The organism is Rhodococcus sp. MEB041, from assembly GCF_030208955.1.
In the GTDB taxonomy this organism is placed as follows: Bacteria; Actinomycetota; Actinomycetes; order Mycobacteriales; family Mycobacteriaceae; genus Rhodococcoides.
In genome coordinates, this window is sequence record NZ_JARVSZ010000004.1 from 363,925 (window position 1) to 382,201 (window position 18,277).

The following is an 18,277-nucleotide window of genomic DNA, read 5'->3' on the forward strand; positions in this document are numbered from 1 at the left end:
ATGGTCACGACATGGTTAAGGTGAGCCCAGAAGTTTGCCCCAGATGTGTGGTCCGGGTGCTCGGTCCGGCCGTCATCGATGTGAGGAGTCGTCTCGGTGGAGATATCTGATTACGTGAGAATTCTCCGCGCGCGGTGGATCGTGATTGTTCTGACCACGGTGATCGCCGCAGCGGCGTCGCTGGTGTTCTCACTCGTGTCCACGCCCGTCTACGAGGCGTGCACCCGCCTCTACGTCTCCACCGGCTCGTCGTCGTCCTCGGTGACCGAGGTGTACCAGGGCAACCTGGCGTCGCAGCAGCGCGTCGCCTCCTACACGCAGCTCCTCGGCGGCGAGAGTGTCGCGCAGCGCACCATCGACAGCCTCGGCCTCTCCATGAGCCCGTCGGCACTGGCGTCGAAGGTCCGCACCACGTCGTCGCCCGACACCGTGCTGATCGACACGTGCGTCTCCGATTCCAACGCGACGACCGCGCGCGATCTCGCGAACGGCATCGGCACCACGTTCGTGGACTTCGTCGACGACCTCGAGACGCCTCCCGGCGGCGGCGCTCCGCTGGCCCAGGTCAGCGTCGTCGAGCCGGCACAGGTTCCCACCGGCCCGATCTCGCCGAAGACGACGCGCAACCTGGCGCTCGGTGTGGCCGTCGGACTGCTGCTCGGTATCGCGCTCGCCGTGATCCGCGACCGGCTCGACAACACCATCAAGGACCGCACCACGCTCGCCGACCTCTCGGGCGTTCCCGTCGTCGGCGTCGTGCCCTTCGACAAGACGATCAAGGAGGAGGCGGCGCTCTCGTTCGCCGAGTCGTCCTCCGGCACCGCCGAGGCGTTCCGCGAACTGCGCACCAACCTCCAGTTCCTCGAGGTGGACTCGCCGCCGCGCGTCATCGTCGTGACGTCCGCCGTGCCCGCCGAGGGCAAGACCACCACGGCCGTCAACCTCGCGCTGGTCCTCGCCGAGGCCGGCCACCACGTGGCTCTCATCGAGGGTGACCTCCGTCGTCCCCGTGTCTCGAAGTACCTCGGCCTCGTCGGGTCGGTCGGCTTCTCCACCGTGCTGTCGGGACAGGCGGACGTGGAGGAAGTGTTGCAGCCGACCAAGTTCCACGGTGTCGACGTGCTCGCCTCCGGACCGTTGCCGCCCAACCCGTCCGAGCTGCTCGGGTCCGAGGCGGCGCGCACCGTCATGGACACGCTCCGCGCGAGCTTCGACTACGTCGTCGTCGATGCACCGCCGTTGCTGCCCGTCACCGACGCGTCGGTCATCACGGCGCACGCCGACGGCGCCATCGTCGTGGCGCGCCACGGCCACACCAAGCGGGACGAACTCACCCGTGCACTGGGCAACCTGACGCAGGTTGGTGCCCCGATCCTGGGCGTCATCCTCACGATGGCCCCGTCGCGCGGCAAGCGGGACTACGACTACCGCCACTACTACGAGACCGACACCACGGTCGCTCGTCAGGACGCTCCGTCCGCCGCCGTGCGGCCGGCAGCGCCGGTCGTGGTGCCCGAGCCCGCACCGGAGCCCACTCCGGAACCCGTCCCCGAGGCCTACCCCGCGCCCCGCTACGAGCCCACCCGGAGCCATGGCGGCCGAGCTGCCCGGCGTCAGGCCGAGAACGCGAACGGCAACGGGTACGAGGCCGAGCAGGTTCCGAGTCGGTCGACGATGCGTCCGCCGCCTCGCCGTCCGTATCAGTCCTGACGGCGGCGGTATGTGAGGGCAACGCCGACCAGTGCGCCGAGAAGGCCGCCGGTGACGGTGTAGCCGACAGCGACGGCGACCGCGTCGACATCGAGGCGAGAAACGTTGTCGACCACGGTGTCGTCGAAGGATGCGCCGTCAGGTGGCGGTGCCACCATGTAGGACGAGTCGGTCACTCCGACGATGTGGACGACGGGCGGGTGCACGGTCGAGACGATCGCACCGGCTCCACCGCTTGCTGCACCCGCGACGGTCGTCGCGACGACGATGCCGATCGCTCGGGACACGAGGTGACGACGGGAGACGTACTTGTGCATCAGCCCGCAGGCGACACCGATCAGGGCTCCCAGAAGGGGAAGCACCAGAAGGGTCGGCCACCAGGTGGGGCCGTCGACGTGGCGCAGGTAGTCGGAGACACTGATGTACCCGACATCGGTCGGTGACATGTCGGGCGGCGGTTCGGCGTCGACGTAGATCCGCGGAACGACGTAGTGATGTCCGAGCGCAGTCGACAGCCCCAGCACGAGACCGAACAGTGCTTGGACGGCTACCTCGCGGGCCGGTCGGGTGTCGCTGTACGTCACAGCCAGTCCACAGTGATGACTCCTCGACTCCTGCTCGGATACCCGTTGTGTCAGAACGACAATAGCCGCAGACCTGCGGTCCGCGGCTATGTCATCAGGCGACGGTGCCCGCCAGTGCGCCTCTCGGCAGGTGGCCGCTCGAAGCGGCTGATGGTTGGTACCCGGGGCAGTGGAATCGAACACCGTCGGCCTGTTCAACGGCACCCGTGGCCGGAGTATTCCGGGTGTGTCAGGCTGCCGATCCCCATTCCGGATCGTGGTGCGCGGGCGTCTCACGGCTGTCACGCTCGCTGCGGCGGACCCGGTCGGCTTCGTCCTCGATCTCGGCATTGTGCAGGGAAGAACCGATCCAGACGCCGAGAACGACGGCCATCAGAATCCAGACGGCCACGATGCCGACGATCACCCACCCCATCGGCCGAGTGTCACATGTAACCAAGCATTCAGGCGCAGTTTGGTTACGATTCACAGGTTCGTGCACGTTTGCCAGCCGAGGCGGTCACGCAAGTCCGTGACGATGCCGTCACTGCCGGGCGATCGCCCTCTCGGGGTTCATTCGATCGAATGAAAGATCGAACGAATGATTGAATTACGCCCTGGGTGTGAAAAAGGCTGCGCTACAGTCGATTTGCGCCGTTCGCGATGACCGGTATGCGGGGGTGCAGTCTGGTACGACCACGCGGCGCGTGACGGAAGGCCAATGATGACCTCTCGAACATTCGCGAAGCCCACTCTCTACGCTGCTTCCGTACCGCTTGCTCTCGGTGCGCTGCTCTTCGGAGCATCGACCGCGTCAGCAGCGCCGGTGACGGCCCAGTTCGACGTCCAGGCGGCAGTGGAGGGTTTCCAGAACTCCGGCGTCGTCGCCACGGCGGCGGGCACCACCACCATCACCGCGACCGGTACCGCGTTCTTCGCCGACGACCCGCGTACGACCACCACTCCGGACGGCGCGTACGGCCTGTGCGGTGACACCTGTGTGTTGCCGGATCAACAGATCGGCGCTCTCGTCGTGACGGTGGGTGACGGCGCTCCGACCTTCGTCGGTTCCGGACCGACCGTGGTCACCGGTGTGGGTGCAGTTCGATTCGCCTACAACGACGCGGCGGGTGCCGGCAGCTACGCCGACAACACGGGTTCCTACGCTGTCACCATCGCCTACGACGATGGCATCACCCCCGAGCCCCAGCCCGAGCCCGAGCAGCCGGACTGCCTCGACCTCGGTTTCGTGTGCATCCCGCTCTCCGCCTTCGGATCCTGACATCTGACCGATCGCGCTGACACGAAGCCCCCTCGTCCGCCCGGCGAGGGGGCTTCACTCAGTGGTGCAGCCGCACTCTCGCCTAACCTTGACCCATGTCCTGGACGGTGCGCCTCGCGCTGGTGATGGCGTCCCTCGTGGTCGCCGGCACCGTGGGACTCGGCGCCTCGGGATATGTGCTGTTCACCCGTGCAGCAGAGGATCCGGTGACGTCCGTCGACGCCATCATCGTGCTGGGTGGTGAGCACGACGGGCGCGAGGAGTACGGCCTCGACCTCGCCCGTTCCGGAGTCGCCGACACGGTCGTCCTGTCCGATCCCTACAACTCGCGGGATCGGCGCATGGCAGCGTGGTGCGCGTCCGGCACCGCGACCCTGACGGTGCTGTGCCCCGCGCCGGTGCCGAGCACCACGCGAGGCGAAGCGATCTTCACGCAACGCCTGGCGCAGCAGTACGGATGGTCGCACGTCATGGTGATCAGCTGGCGGTATCACCTTCCGCGCGCGAGATACATCTTCGGACAGTGCTTCTCGGGTGAGGTCACCATGCGGGCCGTTCCTCGGTCGTATGCCTTCTCGCTGGCCGACTGGGAGTACACCTACCTCTACCAGGTCGCCGGCTTCGTCAAGGCTCGCGCGCAGGGCACGTGCACCGACGTCTCTCAGCGCAGCTTGCGATAGAGCGTCACACCGAAACGTAGGGACAGGTAGCCGAGCAAGGCAGCGGCCGCACCGGCCAGCACGTTCGCGCCGATCCCGAGAACGATGGTGCGCACCCGGCCGGGGCCGGGCGTCGTACTCGCCTGCAGCCCCAGGGCGGTGAACGGTGCTGCCGCTCCGGCGAATCCGAGCAACGCGGCGGCCCACGGCGTGTTCCAGCCGCCTGCGTAGTGCGCACCCATCGCGGCCACCACCCCGTACAGCGCGGACGCGGCGACGTTGGCCGCCAGCACCATTCGCTGGGGTGCCCTCGACATCGAGGTGGCTACGTAGTGGACCACCGTGCCCAGTGTTCCGCCGACGACGAAGGCCACGGCGGAGCTCATCGGCGCACGATCGAGGCGGTGAGAAGAGCGCCCGCAGCCATCGCCGCGAGAGCGACGACGGGTGTGACCACCAGGAAGACGACGCCGATCCACGCGGTCGACAACGCGGATCCCACCACCGCGTACAGGGAGAAGCTGGCGAAGCCGCCGCAGAGTCCGATCGCGAAGACGCGGAACGGGTTCGTGGGGGATCTCGTCGTCGCTCCCAGTACGAGACCCAGTGCGAGACAGCCGATCACGAGCATCGCGGCGACGGTGACGCGAAGTCCGGCCGCGGGGACGGCATCCGACAGAACGGCGTGACGGCCGGCCGACCCGATCGCCCCACCCAGCGCGACGATCACCACGTCCGTGACCGGGGGACGCGGCACTGTCAGTTGTCCCCCGAGTCCGTGTCCCCGGACTCGGCGTCGTCCGCGTCGGTGGTGGTGGTCGTGGACGTGCGGGTGCGCCGCGTCGTGGTGGTCGGCTCGTCGGCCGTCGTGGCCGCGGTGGTGGTCGGCGGAGGCGTGGTGGTGGGCCGGGGTGTGGTGACGGGGGCGATCTGCCACGTCGGGGACGGCGGCACCTCGATGGTGGGCGCGTAGGTCAGGCTGCCCACGACGGCGACCGTGCCGTCGATGGGTGGGGGAGAGACCCGTCGGACGTCCGCGTCGAACATTCCGCCGGCGGCAGCGACGGTGAGCCCGCCGGCCAGGGCGGCCGCGGCGATACCCATCACGACGGCGACGGCAGCTCTCTCACGCATGGTCTCCGCGCTCCGTTTCCGCCCGTGTCCTCGAGCCGAGTCATACCGTAGCCGGGGAGACGGCGGGTGGCAGTCCGAACTTCGATCAGCGAGCGCCCCAGATCTCGAACAGCGGACCGAGCGCCTCCGAGATGGCGTCGCCCACCCGCTCGTACACGTCGGTCGACTGACCGATGGGATCCATGATGTCGAGTTGTGTCACCGGGTTCGCCGCGCGCTCCGAGACCCACGCGGCCGGGTCGATCACCCCGGTGCGCCGCGCGAACTCCGCCGCCTCGAGCAACGTGAACGTGCGGCGGAGGTTGCGCGGCGCCACCGTCAGCACCTCGTCACGGTGCCGCGAGGTCATCGTCAGCACCAGATCCGCCCCGGACGCGATGGTCGGGGTGAGTCGGCGGGCCACGAACCCGGTGGGATCTCCGCCCAGGGATTCGAGAACGCGGGCCGCCTCGGCCTGGACACCGTGCCCGATCACGGCACGAGTGCCGGCGCTGTCGGTGGTCACGTCCAGGTTCAGGTCACGGGCGAACGCGGCGGTCAAGCGTTCCGCGGTGGGGGAGCGGCAGATGTTGCCCGTGCAGACGTAGAGGACATGCATGAGCGGAGTGTAGGTCCGCCCCGGTGTCAGGTGCGCGCGTTGTCCGTCGTGGTGTACGCCTGGTCGTCGAACCGCAGGCTGTCCCCTCCCGCGCGCTTCGCCTCGTACATCAGACGATCGGCGCGGCGGATCAGCAGTTCGACGTCGTCGGCGTCGAGGGTCCACCGGCTGCCGGGGATCCACGCCACTCCGGCACTCGCCGTGACCGGTACCTCGTCGGCGTCGCACCGGACGGCGGCGTGGACGTCGTCGAGACGGTTCCGCATCTCCGCCCACGGCACGATCCCGACGACGCAGAACTCCTCGCCGCCGAGACGGGCGACATACGCCCAGGTGGTCGTACTGGTCTGCAACCGTTCGGACACCCGTCGCAACACCTCGTCGCCGCCCTCGTGGCCCACGCGGTCGTTGACCGACTTGAACCTGTCGAGGTCGATCACCATCATCGCCACCACCTCGTCGTGACGTGCCGCCGCCAGCAATGGCGCGTGCACCACCGCGCTCAGCCCCCGACGGTTCAGCGCCCCGGTCAGTGGATCGGTGCCCGACTGGTACGCGTCGTCCCGCAGGTTCGACAGCGGGATCTGCGAGAGCAGCGGTGCGAGGAGGAACAGTGCCAGCTGCACGACCAGCAGGACGGACAGGTACGCCACGTCACTGTCGCCCTCCGCGGCGGCCGAGCCGAAGAAGTAGAGCGACACGGCCACCGTCAGCGCGATGTGCGCCACGAGCGTGCGGATCGAGTGGAAGTAGCCGCAGTAGATGCCGAGCAGGGCGAACACCACGGACACGGTGAACGAGGCCTGCACGTCGGCCAGCATCGACAGCCCCACCACCAGCGCCACGTCGTCGCCGAACAGGAAGACGAGGGATTGCCGACGAGTCGGCCACGTCCCGCGGAGCCACAGCAGCGCCGACACGGCGCCCGTGACCAGGCAGGCGATGAACACGGCGCGGGCGGCAGGTGAGGGGGGTGCCCCGCTGGTGAAGAGCAGCAGGGACCCGGCGAGCACCACCATGAGCACCACTGCGGCCATCATGCGGCGGTAGGGCCGCTGCAGTCCGCGCTGCGCCATGTAGCCGGGCATCGCGGAGTAGTCGAAGGGTCGACTCCACCACTCGCCCACAACACGGAACATCGACTGGCAACTCTCGGCTGGGAAGAATGGTGAAAGGTAAACCTACTCACAGGTTCGTGACGACGCCCCGCTTCGTTACAGCACCGAGGCCTCGCGTGGCAGGATTTCGAGCATGGCTGATGAACTCTCACGACAGCGCCCGAGTGTCGTCGTCGTCGGCGGCGGATTCGGTGGGCTGTACGCCGCCCGGCGACTGCGTCACATCGACGGCGACGTCACCGTGATCGACCGCGGCACCTCGCACGTCTTCCAACCGCTGCTCTACCAGTGCGCCACCGGCCTGCTGTCCGAGGGATCCATCACCTCGCCGCTGCGGCACCTCCTGCGTCGACAGAAGAACACCCACGTCGCGCTCGGGGAGGCGTCGGGCATCGATCTCGAGAAACGACGTCTCACCGCGTCGCGCATCGACGGGTCGACGTTCGAGCTCCCCTTCGACTACCTCGTGTTCGCGGCCGGCATGCGGCAGAGCTATCACGGCAACGAGGAGTTCGCGAAGTACGCGCCCGGCATGAAGACCGTCGACGACGCGCTCGCGATCCGCCGCAAGCTCATCAGCGCGTTCGAGATGGCCGAGTCGCTGCCCACTCCCGAGGAGCGTCGGCCGTGGCTCACGTTCGCGGTGTCCGGCGGCGGCCCCACCGGCGTGGAGATCGCCGGTCAGATCCGTGAGCTCGCCGTCGGTGCCCTCGAGCACGAGTTCCGCTCGATCGACCCGAGCGAGGCGCGGGTGCTGCTGTTCCACGGCGGTGACCGCGTCCTCGAGTCGTTCGACGCCACGCTGTCGGCGAAGGCTCAGAAGACCCTCGACCACATCGGGGTGGAGACCCACCTCGGGGTCCACGTGACCGACGTGACGGCCGACCACATCGAGGTCACCCGCAAGTCGGACAAGCAGAAGACGACCTACGACACCCACACGGTGCTGTGGACCGCGGGCGTCGAGGCGGTGCCGTTCGCCGGGACCCTGGCGTCGGCACTGGGCGTCACGCAGGCGCGTGGCGGACGCATTCCGGTGGAGAAGGACCTCTCGGTCGCGGGGCACCCCACCGTGTACGTCGTGGGCGACGTGGCCGCGCTGAACGATCTGCCCGGCGTCGCGGAGGTCGCCATGCAGGGCGGCCGCCACGCGGGCGCGATGATCGCCAAGACCATCGAGAACGGGACGCGCGCGTCGTCGCCGTTCAAGTACCACGATCTCGGTAGCGCGGCCTACATCGCGCGTCGGCACGCCCTGCTGCAGGCGGGCCCCATCCAGCTCTCGGGCTTCGCCGGGTGGGCCGCGTGGGGCGCGATCCACATCGCGTTCCTCTCGGGTCGACGCAACCGTGCCGGCACCTTGATCAACTGGGCCGCGACCCTCGCCTCGGGAACCAGACGCGAGCGAGCGGTCACGTTCGGCGATCCGGAGACCGCCCGCATGCCCTACGCGTGACCGGCCTCCGGACAAAGTGGACGCCTGCCCCGTTTGCAAGGTCGTAACAGCCGATGTGACGGCGATGGCGCGGCCTGGTTACACTCTGTGATCGCACGCGCTCGTCGTGCGGTACATCGGTCCGGACAAGGCGGCTCATGACAGTACTGGGAGTGTCGGTGGGCACCAGTGCCGTGCGCTTGGCCAGGCCCGTTCAGGGGCTGCGCGCCGGCGTCGAGGCCGCCTTCCGTCACCGCGCCATCGACACGACGTTCGACCAGGCCGAGCAGCTCGCGGCCGAGTCCATCGGTGTCATCCTCGCCGACCCCGCCGATCCCGAGTCGATCTCCGCCACCGGCGTCGCCTACCGCGACGACGCGCAGGCCGGCGCCGTCGCCCGGGCCATGGCCCGCCAGCACATCGTCAACTACCGCCTCGTCCCCGAAGTGCATGCGGCCGTGCAGTTCCTGCGGTCCACGGGCGACCTCGACGGGCTCCACGTCGTCGGGTTGTACGACCTGGGCAGCTCGGGTCTCAGCGTCACCGTCGTCGACCTGGACAACGGCCAGGTGCTCGCCTCGGAGCGCAGCTTCGCCGTCAGCGGCAACATGTTCGACGCCACCATCCGCGACAACCAGATCGGCCGCCAGCAGAGCGGCCTGGACGACGTGGACGGACGCGAGTTCGAGCTCCGGTGCCGCGTGGCCAAGGAACAGCTCTCCTCGAGTGGCGCCGTGTGCCTGCCGGGTATCGGCGGGCTCATCCTGCTGTCCCGCGAGGCGTTCGAGTCGATGGTCGCCGTCCCCATCGAGCAGTCCGCGCGGCTCACCCGCGATGTCATCACGCGCGCCGGCCGCCCCGTCGAGGCTCTCGTCATGATCGGCGGCGGATCCCGCATCCCCCTGGTCCGGGCGACGCTCGCGGGCTGGGTCGGTCTCCCCACCATCACGCCCGCGGAGCCCGAGCTGGTCGCCGCGAAGGGTGCGGCACTGTCCGCGACTCCCGTGGACGGCCAGTCGAACTCCGGTCCCGTCCCGATGGCCGCCCCTCGTCCCGCTGCTCCCGCTCCGACCGTCGCGGCACCGCTGGTGTCCGCTCCCGTGGTCGCCGGGCCGGTCGAGCCGCGCACGCCGGACGCACCGGCGCCGGAGAAGGCGCTCAGCGCACCGTCCGCGGAGACCATGGCCTACAGCGACGTGGAGAGCCGTGAGCACTCCGCGCGCGACATCGACCATGCGGCTCGCGACTCGGAGCATCGCCCCGACGTGGCGGATCCGCGCGCGGCGGAGACTCCCTCGTGGCTCTCCGGGTCCGGTTCCGCAGCGCCGGAACAGCGTTCGTCACGCCCACGGCTGCCGCTCATCGCGGCCGTCGGTCTCGCGGTGATCGCTGCCGTCGGGCTCGCGCTCGGGTACGGCGCGACGCCGTCGCAGTCCACCGCCGACGTCACGCCGGCCGATCAGGCGGGAACGTCGAGTTCGGACTCACCGTCCACGACGACGACGACCACCACACGGACCACCACCACGGTGCCGCCGACCACCACCACCGTTCCCCCGGTCGCTCCGGCTCCGGTGGAGGCGCCCGCTCCGGCCGCCGAGGTTCCCGACGTGGCGCCGGCCCCCGCGCCCGCTCCGCCGACCATCCCGGGACTCCCCGGTGTGCAGCTGCCGCCCGGCATCCAGATCCCGCCGGGTCTCATCCCCGGGTTCTGATCCTGCCGTTCGCGGTGCATGTCGTTGTCCTGCTGTGAACGTCGTCGAACACGAGCGCCGTAGCCCCCGACGGCATCGCATCGCAGCGATGCCGCACTACGGCGTTCGTGTTCGTCGCGTGTCCGGGCCTCAGGCCACGGTCACGAGCACTCGCTGTCGAGTGCAGCCTTGATGTAGCCGGCAGTCTGATAGATGTAGCTGCCGATCCACTCTCCGATCCCCTCCTGAGTGGGGTTGGGAGACATGGTGACCTCGCCGTCGAAGCACTGCTGGACGATGTAGCGCGACCGAGACAGGTGCGGCGTGTAGGTCACCACGATGATGTGTTTCCAGTTCTCCGCGGCGGCGCGGCGCTTGATCTCCTCCGCCTCGCCCTTCGTGGAGTACGGATCCGGGAGGAAGCACGACACCGTCACGGTGTAGGTGCCGTTGCAGATCTGCTGCATGCGCACGTCGTCCGGGCCCACCGAGTTGGAGAGCACCACCTCGGGTGCGTACCCCTGCTCGGCGATGTCGATGCCGTAGTGGAAGCGCCCGTAGGGCTTTCCCCCGAGCACCACGACGGCGTCGGCCGGTCGGAGTGGGTCTGTCTGAGGGTGGACGTACACGGGCCATCCCGCGGCCACGATGGCCACGAGCAGCACCGAGAACGCCACCAGAAGGCGGCGAAAGGTCACTGGTCTCAGCCACCGGTCCGCCGCAGTACGGACAGGACCGTACGGAGCAGGATCTTGACGTCGAGCCAGAGACTCCAGTTCTCGATGTAGAAGTTGTCGTAGAGTGCGCGGTCCTTGAGCGAGGTGTCGCCTCGGAGTCCGTGCACCGCAGCCCATCCCGTGAGCCCGCCGGGCACGCGGTGACGCGCGGAGTAGCCCGGGATCTCGGTGGTGAACTTGTCGACGAAGTGCGGTCGCTCGGGGCGCGGGCCCACCAGATCCATGTCGCCCACCATGATGTTCCACAGCTGAGGCAACTCGTCCAGAGAGGTCTTGCGCAGGAAGCGGCCCAGTCGCCCGACGCGGTCGTCCTGGGAGATGTTCCACGTCGTGTCCGACTCGGTGCGCGACGCGGGTTTCATCGACCGGAACTTGAGGCAGGCGAACAGCTGACCGTTGCCGGTGACGCGCAACTGCTTGAACAGCACGGGCGCGCTCGGATCGGAGAACCGCACGGCTGCCGCGATGGCGAGCAGGAGCGGGGACAGTATGAAGAGAGCCATACCCGCAAGGATGCTGCTCAGGACGCGCTTGATGCGCCAGGCGAGCGACCGGTGCGCGTCGCGTCGGATACGCACCAGCGGGATGGCGTGCAGTCGGTCCATCTCACCGGTGACGCTCACGAACTCGAACAGACGAGGCACCACGAAGATCTCGCAGTCCATCCGGTCGCACTCGCGCAGCAGTGTCAGCAGAGCCGACTCCCGCATCGCCGAGAACGCGATGACGATGGTGTCGATCTGGTGCAGGTCGATGTAGGTCCGCAGCTGGTTCGCCAGCGGCTCGACGGGGATGTGGCTGGCCACGCTCGCCGGCATCGGTGAATCGTCCAGCAGGGCGTGCGGCTCGAGACCGTGCTCCGGGTAGGACTGCATGCTCTCGACGAGCTGCGTGGCCACGAGCCCGCTGCCGATCACGACGGTGCGGCGCTGGAAGCGCGGCCGACGCCGCAGCCGACGGGCGACGAAGTAGGACGCCTCGCGCCCCGCCATGGTGGCCGCCAGGACGGACAGGGAGATGAGGGCGGCCGTGAGCAGGGTGGTGGACGGCGCCACGATGACGATGGCGCTCATGGAGACCAGCAGCACGATGGCGGCCATCAGCGGCAGATCGTCCAGCATCGACAGCGTGAGACGCTGACGACGGCGCTGCGGCAGCACCGCGAAGACGACGATCAGCACGGTCACGATCACTGGGTGGCCGTCGAACGGCGCGAGCGCGATCGCGAGGGAGACGAACATCGACTCGAGGACGATGCCGAGCACCGCGCTCAGGTGCAGAGCCGGCCAGCGCGACAGACGGCTGCGCGGATCCGGGATGTTGGGACGGAGCGGGATGGGCGGGGTGACCTCGGTGGCCGTCGCCTCCTGCGCTGCCTGTGCGTACTGCACGGCCTCGGCATGGCGGGCGAAGCGGGGGAGCAGGTTCTCCGGCTCGAGATCGGGTGAGTCCGCCCCGCGGCGCTTGTCGCCTCGGTGGTTGTCGCCACGGAGATCGATCGGCGAGGTGTCGGGGTGCGAGGTGGTCATCGGCTCGCCTCCGGCTGGACGGCGGCGGAGGTGTCGGACACATGGTCCAGCGCGTCGCGGATGGCGGCGATCGTGGAGAACGTGGAACGACGCAGAAGGTGATCGGGGAACTCGACCTGGGCCGATTCCTCCAGATCCACGAGCACGGCCACGCTGGCGTGCGAACTCAGGCCGGCGTCGAACAGGTTCTCGTCGTCGCCCAGCGTCCACGGATCGACGGGTAGCCGACCGGCTCGGTGCAGCGAGCTACGGACGATGGTGTCCCGGGTTGGTGACGGGTGCGTCACGAGGGTTTACTCCTTGCCTACGGTTCAGACAGACAGTCACGCTCATATCGCGCCCCGCGGCGAATGCATCGTCGACTTACATGGAAGAACTCGACCGCGTCGGCTCTTGTGGACGCCGCAACAATCTACGAGAAGTGTATATGAGAAGTTTCCGTACCGCAGGAAGGTTTTGGTGAAGGCGTGAGTGAGATGCCGATCGGACCGTCGTCGGAGCGCGAGATGGAGGCGCTCCGGCAGTCGTTCGGACAGACGACGCGCTCCTGGGCGGACCACACGTTCGAGTCGACCGACTCCGGGTGGGTGGCGTTCAGCGGGCTGGCCCGACCCGACTACAACCTCGCCCTGGTGCACGGCGGAGACGCCGCTGAACAGGTCGGACGGGTGATCGACTCGGTGACCGCGCTCCGCCGACCGGCTCTGGTGATGCTGGCCGGCGCCGGCCTCTCGGGGGCGCAGACCCTGGCCGACGCCGGCTGGGTGAGCCTGCAGGCCATGCCGTTCATGCACCGGTCCGCCGGTGGGTCGCAGCCGGTGGACGGCGTGCGCGAGATCACAGAGGCCGACCTGCCCGCCTGCCAGGAGGTCGCGTCGCTCGCGTTCGGGGTGGGACCCGAGCTGGCCGCCGCCGTCTACACCGCGGAGACGCTTCGCCGTCCCGACGCCATGGCGTTCGGCCTGTTCGTCGACGACGAGCTCGTCTCCTGCCTGCTGTCGTGCCGCGCCGCCGACACAGTCACGGGGTGGGCGCTGGCCACCCACCCCGACCATCGCCGTGCCGGACACGCGGCGCGCCTCATCGCGGGCGGCAAGCACGTCGAGACCGGACTGCACGGGCCGTCGCAGGATCTGTGCCTCGCCTCCCCGGCCGGAGTGCCGCTCTACGCGTCGCTGGGCTTCCACACGACGGAGTACTGGCAGGTGTGGTCGCGGCCTCGGTGGGTGCTCGGCGCCGCGTGACGGCCGACACGCTTTCCTGCCTTTGTCTTGGTGGGCGGGCGCGAAACACGATGCCCATCAGTGAACGGCTTTCGATGTGGAAGCCGCGGTCGGTCTTTTTCACACCGCCGTGTATCGCAGGTCTCTCGGGGCGGCGCGTCGCGTCGTGAATGCGCATTTCTTTGCTTGTGTATGGGCAGGCGCCGAGCGGGGGCAGGAGGTGCGCCGACCACGATGGTGAAGGGGTAAACCATGAACGACAGAGGTCCTTCGGGTTCGCGGCTCGACCGCCGCGCACTGCTCATGGGGGGACTGGCCGCTGGAGTGGGCACCACGCTCGCGGCGAGCAGCATCCTCGCGCAGGCCGGCGACCCCGTGGCCGTGACCCTCGCGGCGGGCGAGACCGACCCCGGCGCCCTGCTCGGGTGGGTCAACGTCAAGGCCGCCCCGTACAACGCGAAGGGTGACAACGCCGCCGACGACACCGCCGCCGTCGCCGCCGCGTATACCGCAGCGCAGCAACAGAACCGGCCGCTGTACTTCCCGCCCGGCATGTTCCGGGTGCGTTCGCTCCCACAGTTCGCCAACTACGCCACCGTGTTCGGAGCCGGCGCCGATCTGACGACGATCGTGCACACCAGCTCGGGCACGCTGCTCACCCTCAAGGGCCGCCAGCGCGTCGCACTGAAGAACCTGGGCATCTTCTCGCTGGATCCCTCGTCGCTGGCCGTGCTGCTCGACGCCTGCTTCCGCTGCTCGTTCGACTCGGTGGTCTTCCGCGGTAACCACACTCCGCAGAGCTACCCCCGGTTCCTGCCGCAGAAAGGCGTGTCGCTGATCAACAACACCGGCGGAACGTCGTTCGTGAATTGCGACTTCAACAATTACGGAACGGCGATGTCGACGACGGCCATTCAGTCGTACATCGCCAACTGCAAGTTCGCGACCAACTGGATCGGGCTGCTGGGAACGGGCAACAATTTCGCGTCGGGAATGTCGATCGTCAACACCGAGTTCGTCTCCGACATCAATGCGAACACCACCACGTCGCATCTCGTCGTGGACGGCCGGGCCAACGACTGGTGGCTCACCAACGTGTGGTTCGAGGGAGCGGCGACGGCCCTCACCATCGGTAAGGCGGGCACGGGCGGACCGTCGCAGTTCGGCATGGTCAACTGCAAGGTCGCCGCTCGCGGGATCTGCCTCGATCTGCAGCACTGCCGCCAGCCGTACCTCGCCAACGTGGCGTTCGACGCCGACCAACAGTCGAATCCCCAGCTCATCAGGGTGAACGCGCAGTACGTCGCGGAGGGGACCGCGATCAACCTCATCACCAGCCAGGGCGCCGACTTCCCCGGCAACACCTTCCCGGGCGGCTGGTCGGTGCTCGGCCGCGGCAAGCTCTTCTCCGCCGGCGGCGGACCCGTCGTCAAGTCGCCGGACGGCAAGAGTTGGCGGCTGTCGATCAGCAACACCGGTGTGGTGAGCGGGCAGAACCTCGGGGTGCTGTAGCGGTCAGCGCGGCCGATCGGTGCCGAGGGACTCGGTACTCAGGGTTCCGTCCGTCCCCACCACCAGACGCCAGTACGCGTTGGACTCGTCTTTGAGCACCACGCCCGCCTCCCGGCGGTCGGACAACCAGGTGCCGTCGGACAGGACGGCGGCGGTCACGGCATCGCCGCTGTCCCGCGCCTGCAGCAGGTCGACGTCGTCCTGCACGGTGCGCGTGACCACGGTGCTGGTGAAGGTGGGCCCCGACATGGTGCCGCGACCGATCACGGTCCACGCATCGGGGAAGACCGCGCCGTTCACGTCGTCGTTGACGCCCGAGATCAGGTTCACCGCGGTGCCCGTCGGGACGTGCTCCGCGTCGATGACCAGCTCGGCGGGCCGGCTGTTCGGGTCCGGATCGAAGATGATGTTGGCAAGGTAGGGCTGCCGGCAGTACAGCAGCTCGACACACGTGGTGCGCGCCGAGATCTTGCAGTTGACCATGCCGAACTGGGACGGCCCGCCGGTCTCGCGCGTGCCGATGCTCAGGGCCACCTCGGACCCCTCGAACCAGACGTTGGTGAACCACCAGTCGTTCGCGGGACCGTCGACGCGGACGTGCCGATCCGTCGTGTCCGGGTCGTTGTCCGACACGAACTCGACGTTGGTGAACGCCATGCCGGCGTTGAAGTCGCCGCCGGTGCCGAGCACCCCGACGCGGTTGCTCGTGAACTTCGAGGCCGTCACGTAGTTCTGGATGCACTCCGACGTCAGACCGATGCCGTAGTTGTTGATGTCGCAGTTGGTGAACGTGGTGCCGCCCGTGTTGTCGGTCAGCAGCACTCCGCGCTGGTTCTCGTACTGCGGGAACGTGGACGACGAGTGGTTGCCGCGGATGGTCACCGAGTCGAACGAGCAGCGGAAGCACGCGGACAGTGAGAAGCACGTCGACGTGGCGCCGGTGGTGAAGAACCCCATCCGGCGGAAGTTGACGCGCTGGCGTCCCCGCAGGTCGATCAGAGTGCCGTTCTGTTCGTACAGGACGGTGGTGACATCGGCGCCGTCGCCGTACACGGCGGCGTAGTCGGCCATCGCCGGCCACGCCGTCACCCGGTAGGTGCCGCCGGGCAGGTAGACCGCAGAGGCTTGGGTGATGCCTTCGAACGCCCGCGCGATCGCCTCGGTGTCGTCGGTGGTGCCGTCGCCCGTCGCCCCGAAGTCACGCACGTTGCGCGCAGCCGGGGTGTCCGTGACGTTCGGCGACTGGAACTGCACCGACTCGGCGTCGTCGCGCGAACACGCGACCGCGAGCGGAACGGTGGCGGCGACGAGGGTGCCTGTGAGCAGCCGTCGCCGGCCGAAGGAACTCGCGGTCACGCGGTGACCTGCTGTCTCTGCGGTTCGATGGTTCGGGCGAGCACCGAGGAGATGATCGTGCGGCGCATGTCGGCGTGGTACGCCGAGTGGTCACCGACGGGCGCGCTGACGATCAACGGCACGGTGCCGCTGCGACGCTGGATGCGTGTGAGGCCCTCGGGCCCACGCTGATCGACGAACCAGCGGTGATCGGCCGGAGCCAGGATCACGGTGGCGTCGACGTCGTTGTCCGCCAGCGAACGCAGGATGACCTCGGGAACCTGGGTCACGCCGCGCACACCGAGCAGCCGCCACGCCCGGTACGGCAGGTGCGTCTGCAGTGCGTTCTTGATGCGCGCCCGGGGCGTCTTCTGCCACGCCGGGTCCGACCGCGGGATGCCCAGATCGGCAGGATCGATCTCGCCCTGCGTCGACTTCTTGCGCTTCCAGCTCCACGCGATGGCGTTCACCATGACGGCGCCGCCGGCCCCGATCTCCGTGGCGGCGTGGGCCGCGTTCCACGACCCGGAGCAGATGCCCGTGAGCACCACGCGACGCGGATCCGCATGCGCCGCACGGGCGGCCGCGACCACGTCGTCGGCGCTCTCCGCCGAGTAGATCGGAGTGTGCTCGTCGGCACGCACCACCTCCGATTCACCGGTTCCGCGTCGGTCGAAGCGCAGCGCGGACGCACCGGAGCGCGCCGCCTCGCGAGCGAGCTCGACCCATAGCCGCGCCGGTCCGGTGCGCGTGTCGTTCGCCGTGGCGCAGAAGACCAGAGTCGGTGCGGAATCCGGTGTCCCGACCGGAGTGGATCGGATGCCGAACAGGCCGTGCGCGCCGATGCTCTCGATGTGCTCGGTGAAGGTCGACCCGTCGCTCGCCTGGTGCGTGACGCTCGTGGTCGGGGTGAACTCGACCGCGCAGTCGCGGGCGGAGTCGTGTGCGCCGTCGAGGATGTCGACGACCGCGCGGATCGCCGTGTTCGGCAACGGCACCAGGAAGCTCTCGGGCGTGACGAACTCGGTCATCGTGCCGACGTGCCGCACCGTCGCCCCCGACCGCTCGATCGCCTTGTCGAGCCGAGGCGAGGAGTACCCGTCACGCAGCGCGAAGATCCACTGCGACACGGCGGGTGACGCCGCGGTGAGCTCGAGGGCGGACAGCGCTGCCGCGGCCTCGGTGGACAGCGAGTGCCCGATGGTGTGCAGATCGGTGTCGTCGGTGTCGGTTCCGACGGTGTCCGTGCCCACGCCGAGCCGGTACAGCGCCTGCTGCTCGCGCAGGTACGCGCGGCCGCGCGGCACCGGATCCCACAGGACGACCGTGTGCAGCGGGCCGACCGCGTCGGCGGCGCGATCGAGAAGCAGGGCACCGGCGCGCAGGCCGACGGCGGAGACCGTCGTGCAGCCGAGCGAGCGCACCAGGCTCACCGCGTCCCCGATGCTCGCGAGCCACCCGTCCATCGCCGCAGCGTCGTTCTGGTCGCCGCCCGAGTCGCCCACACCGAGGTAGTCGAACCGCAGCACGGCGAAGCCGGCCGCGGCCAGCTCCTGCGCGAGCAGCTTGAGGCCACGGTAGGTGTCGACGTGCTCCTTGCCCATCGACGGGCACAGCACGATGCCCGCGCGCGCGTGGTCGCCTTCGGGAAGGTGAACCACGCCGAACAGGCGACGGCCGTCCGATCCGAACCAGGTCGGTGTCGTCGACATGGGTGCTCGGTCCTCTCGGGAGTGCGAGCCGATCGG

At 68.8% G+C, this 18,277-nt stretch carries 19 protein-coding genes; 7 read left to right on the forward strand and 12 right to left on the reverse strand.

From position 1 onward, the window contains the following. Positions 1-96: 96 nt before the first annotated feature. Positions 97-1,710, forward strand: a complete 1,614-nt coding sequence (locus QRN16_RS13780) for a tyrosine-protein kinase domain-containing protein (protein ID WP_285187489.1) — start codon at positions 97-99, stop codon at positions 1,708-1,710. On the opposite strand, the gene QRN16_RS13785 is transcribed toward QRN16_RS13780, so the two are convergent. Then, entirely contained in the window at positions 1,701-2,294 is a 594-nt protein-coding gene (locus tag QRN16_RS13785; RefSeq protein ID WP_285187490.1) for a hypothetical protein, read from the reverse strand. The two genes, QRN16_RS13780 and QRN16_RS13785, sit on opposite strands and share 10 nt — an antisense overlap. Positions 2,295-2,523: 229 nt before the next feature. Continuing rightward, positions 2,524-2,700, reverse strand: coding sequence for a hypothetical protein (locus QRN16_RS13790; RefSeq protein ID WP_285187491.1), 177 nt, complete (start codon positions 2,698-2,700; stop codon positions 2,524-2,526). 297 nt (positions 2,701-2,997) lie between these two features. Between QRN16_RS13790 and QRN16_RS13795 the strand changes: the two genes are divergently transcribed. Continuing rightward, complete coding sequence (locus QRN16_RS13795; RefSeq protein WP_285187492.1) at positions 2,998-3,555, forward strand: LecA/PA-IL family lectin; 558 nt, start codon at positions 2,998-3,000, stop codon at positions 3,553-3,555. A gap of 95 nt (positions 3,556-3,650) precedes the next feature. Beyond that, positions 3,651-4,235 (forward strand): YdcF family protein, encoded by a 585-nt coding sequence (locus QRN16_RS13800; protein ID WP_222650755.1) that lies wholly within the window; start codon positions 3,651-3,653, stop codon positions 4,233-4,235. Here QRN16_RS13800 and QRN16_RS13805 read toward each other — a convergent pair. The 5 genes from QRN16_RS13805 to QRN16_RS13825 form a co-directional block, all read right to left on the reverse strand. Continuing rightward, the gene (locus tag QRN16_RS13805) at positions 4,217-4,600 is read right to left on the reverse strand and encodes a hypothetical protein (protein WP_285187493.1); all 384 of its coding nucleotides are present in this window, start codon (positions 4,598-4,600) and stop codon (positions 4,217-4,219) included. The two genes, QRN16_RS13800 and QRN16_RS13805, sit on opposite strands and share 19 nt — an antisense overlap. Next, positions 4,597-4,971, reverse strand: a complete 375-nt coding sequence (locus QRN16_RS13810) for a CrcB family protein (protein ID WP_285187494.1) — start codon at positions 4,969-4,971, stop codon at positions 4,597-4,599. Before QRN16_RS13810 ends, QRN16_RS13805 begins: the two co-directional genes overlap by 4 nt. Positions 4,972-4,973: 2 nt before the next feature. Beyond that, positions 4,974-5,348 carry a hypothetical protein gene (locus tag QRN16_RS13815; protein ID WP_285187495.1) on the reverse strand — a complete coding sequence of 125 codons (375 nt, stop codon included), beginning with the start codon at positions 5,346-5,348 and terminating at the stop codon, positions 4,974-4,976. Between the two features lie 85 nt (positions 5,349-5,433). Continuing rightward, the gene (locus tag QRN16_RS13820) at positions 5,434-5,946 is read right to left on the reverse strand and encodes an arsenate reductase/protein-tyrosine-phosphatase family protein (RefSeq protein WP_056443943.1); all 513 of its coding nucleotides are present in this window, start codon (positions 5,944-5,946) and stop codon (positions 5,434-5,436) included. A 26-nt stretch (positions 5,947-5,972) separates the two neighbouring features. Beyond that, positions 5,973-7,085 carry a GGDEF domain-containing protein gene (locus QRN16_RS13825; RefSeq protein WP_285187496.1) on the reverse strand — a complete coding sequence of 371 codons (1,113 nt, stop codon included), beginning with the start codon at positions 7,083-7,085 and terminating at the stop codon, positions 5,973-5,975. Between the two features lie 112 nt (positions 7,086-7,197). Here QRN16_RS13825 and QRN16_RS13830 point away from each other — a divergent pair, with 112 nt between their 5' ends. Further along, complete coding sequence (locus QRN16_RS13830; protein WP_222633055.1) at positions 7,198-8,520, forward strand: NAD(P)/FAD-dependent oxidoreductase; 1,323 nt, start codon at positions 7,198-7,200, stop codon at positions 8,518-8,520. A gap of 137 nt (positions 8,521-8,657) precedes the next feature. Then, entirely contained in the window at positions 8,658-10,214 is a 1,557-nt protein-coding gene (locus QRN16_RS13835; protein WP_285187497.1) for a DUF7159 family protein, read from the forward strand. A gap of 140 nt (positions 10,215-10,354) precedes the next feature. Here QRN16_RS13835 and QRN16_RS13840 read toward each other — a convergent pair whose 3' ends face one another. The 3 genes from QRN16_RS13840 to QRN16_RS13850 are packed head-to-tail and all read right to left on the reverse strand — an operon-like array spanning position 10,355 to position 12,746. After that, the gene (locus tag QRN16_RS13840) at positions 10,355-10,891 is read right to left on the reverse strand and encodes a YdcF family protein (protein WP_056443957.1); all 537 of its coding nucleotides are present in this window, start codon (positions 10,889-10,891) and stop codon (positions 10,355-10,357) included. A gap of 5 nt (positions 10,892-10,896) precedes the next feature. After that, positions 10,897-12,459: a sugar transferase gene (locus QRN16_RS13845; protein ID WP_285187498.1), complete on the reverse strand. Its 1,563-nt coding sequence runs from the start codon at positions 12,457-12,459 to the stop codon at positions 10,897-10,899. Continuing rightward, the gene (locus tag QRN16_RS13850; RefSeq protein ID WP_285187499.1) at positions 12,456-12,746 is read right to left on the reverse strand and encodes a phosphopantetheine-binding protein; all 291 of its coding nucleotides are present in this window, start codon (positions 12,744-12,746) and stop codon (positions 12,456-12,458) included. Before QRN16_RS13850 ends, QRN16_RS13845 begins: the two co-directional genes overlap by 4 nt. A gap of 180 nt (positions 12,747-12,926) precedes the next feature. Between QRN16_RS13850 and QRN16_RS13855 the strand changes: the two genes are divergently transcribed. Then, a complete protein-coding gene (locus tag QRN16_RS13855) occupies positions 12,927-13,703 on the forward strand; it encodes a GNAT family N-acetyltransferase (RefSeq protein WP_285187500.1) in 777 nt (258 codons plus the stop codon). 231 nt (positions 13,704-13,934) lie between these two features. Then, positions 13,935-15,194, forward strand: coding sequence for a glycosyl hydrolase family 28-related protein (locus QRN16_RS13860; protein ID WP_285187501.1), 1,260 nt, complete (start codon positions 13,935-13,937; stop codon positions 15,192-15,194). Between the two features lie 3 nt (positions 15,195-15,197). Here QRN16_RS13860 and QRN16_RS13865 read toward each other — a convergent pair whose 3' ends face one another. Both QRN16_RS13865 and QRN16_RS13870 read right to left on the reverse strand, forming a co-directional pair. Further along, complete coding sequence (locus QRN16_RS13865; protein WP_285187502.1) at positions 15,198-16,550, reverse strand: glycosyl hydrolase family 28-related protein; 1,353 nt, start codon at positions 16,548-16,550, stop codon at positions 15,198-15,200. Continuing rightward, positions 16,547-18,241, reverse strand: a complete 1,695-nt coding sequence (locus QRN16_RS13870) for an alpha/beta hydrolase family protein (RefSeq protein WP_156380614.1) — start codon at positions 18,239-18,241, stop codon at positions 16,547-16,549. The genes QRN16_RS13865 and QRN16_RS13870 overlap by 4 nt, the downstream gene beginning before the upstream one ends. Positions 18,242-18,277 lie beyond the last annotated feature (36 nt).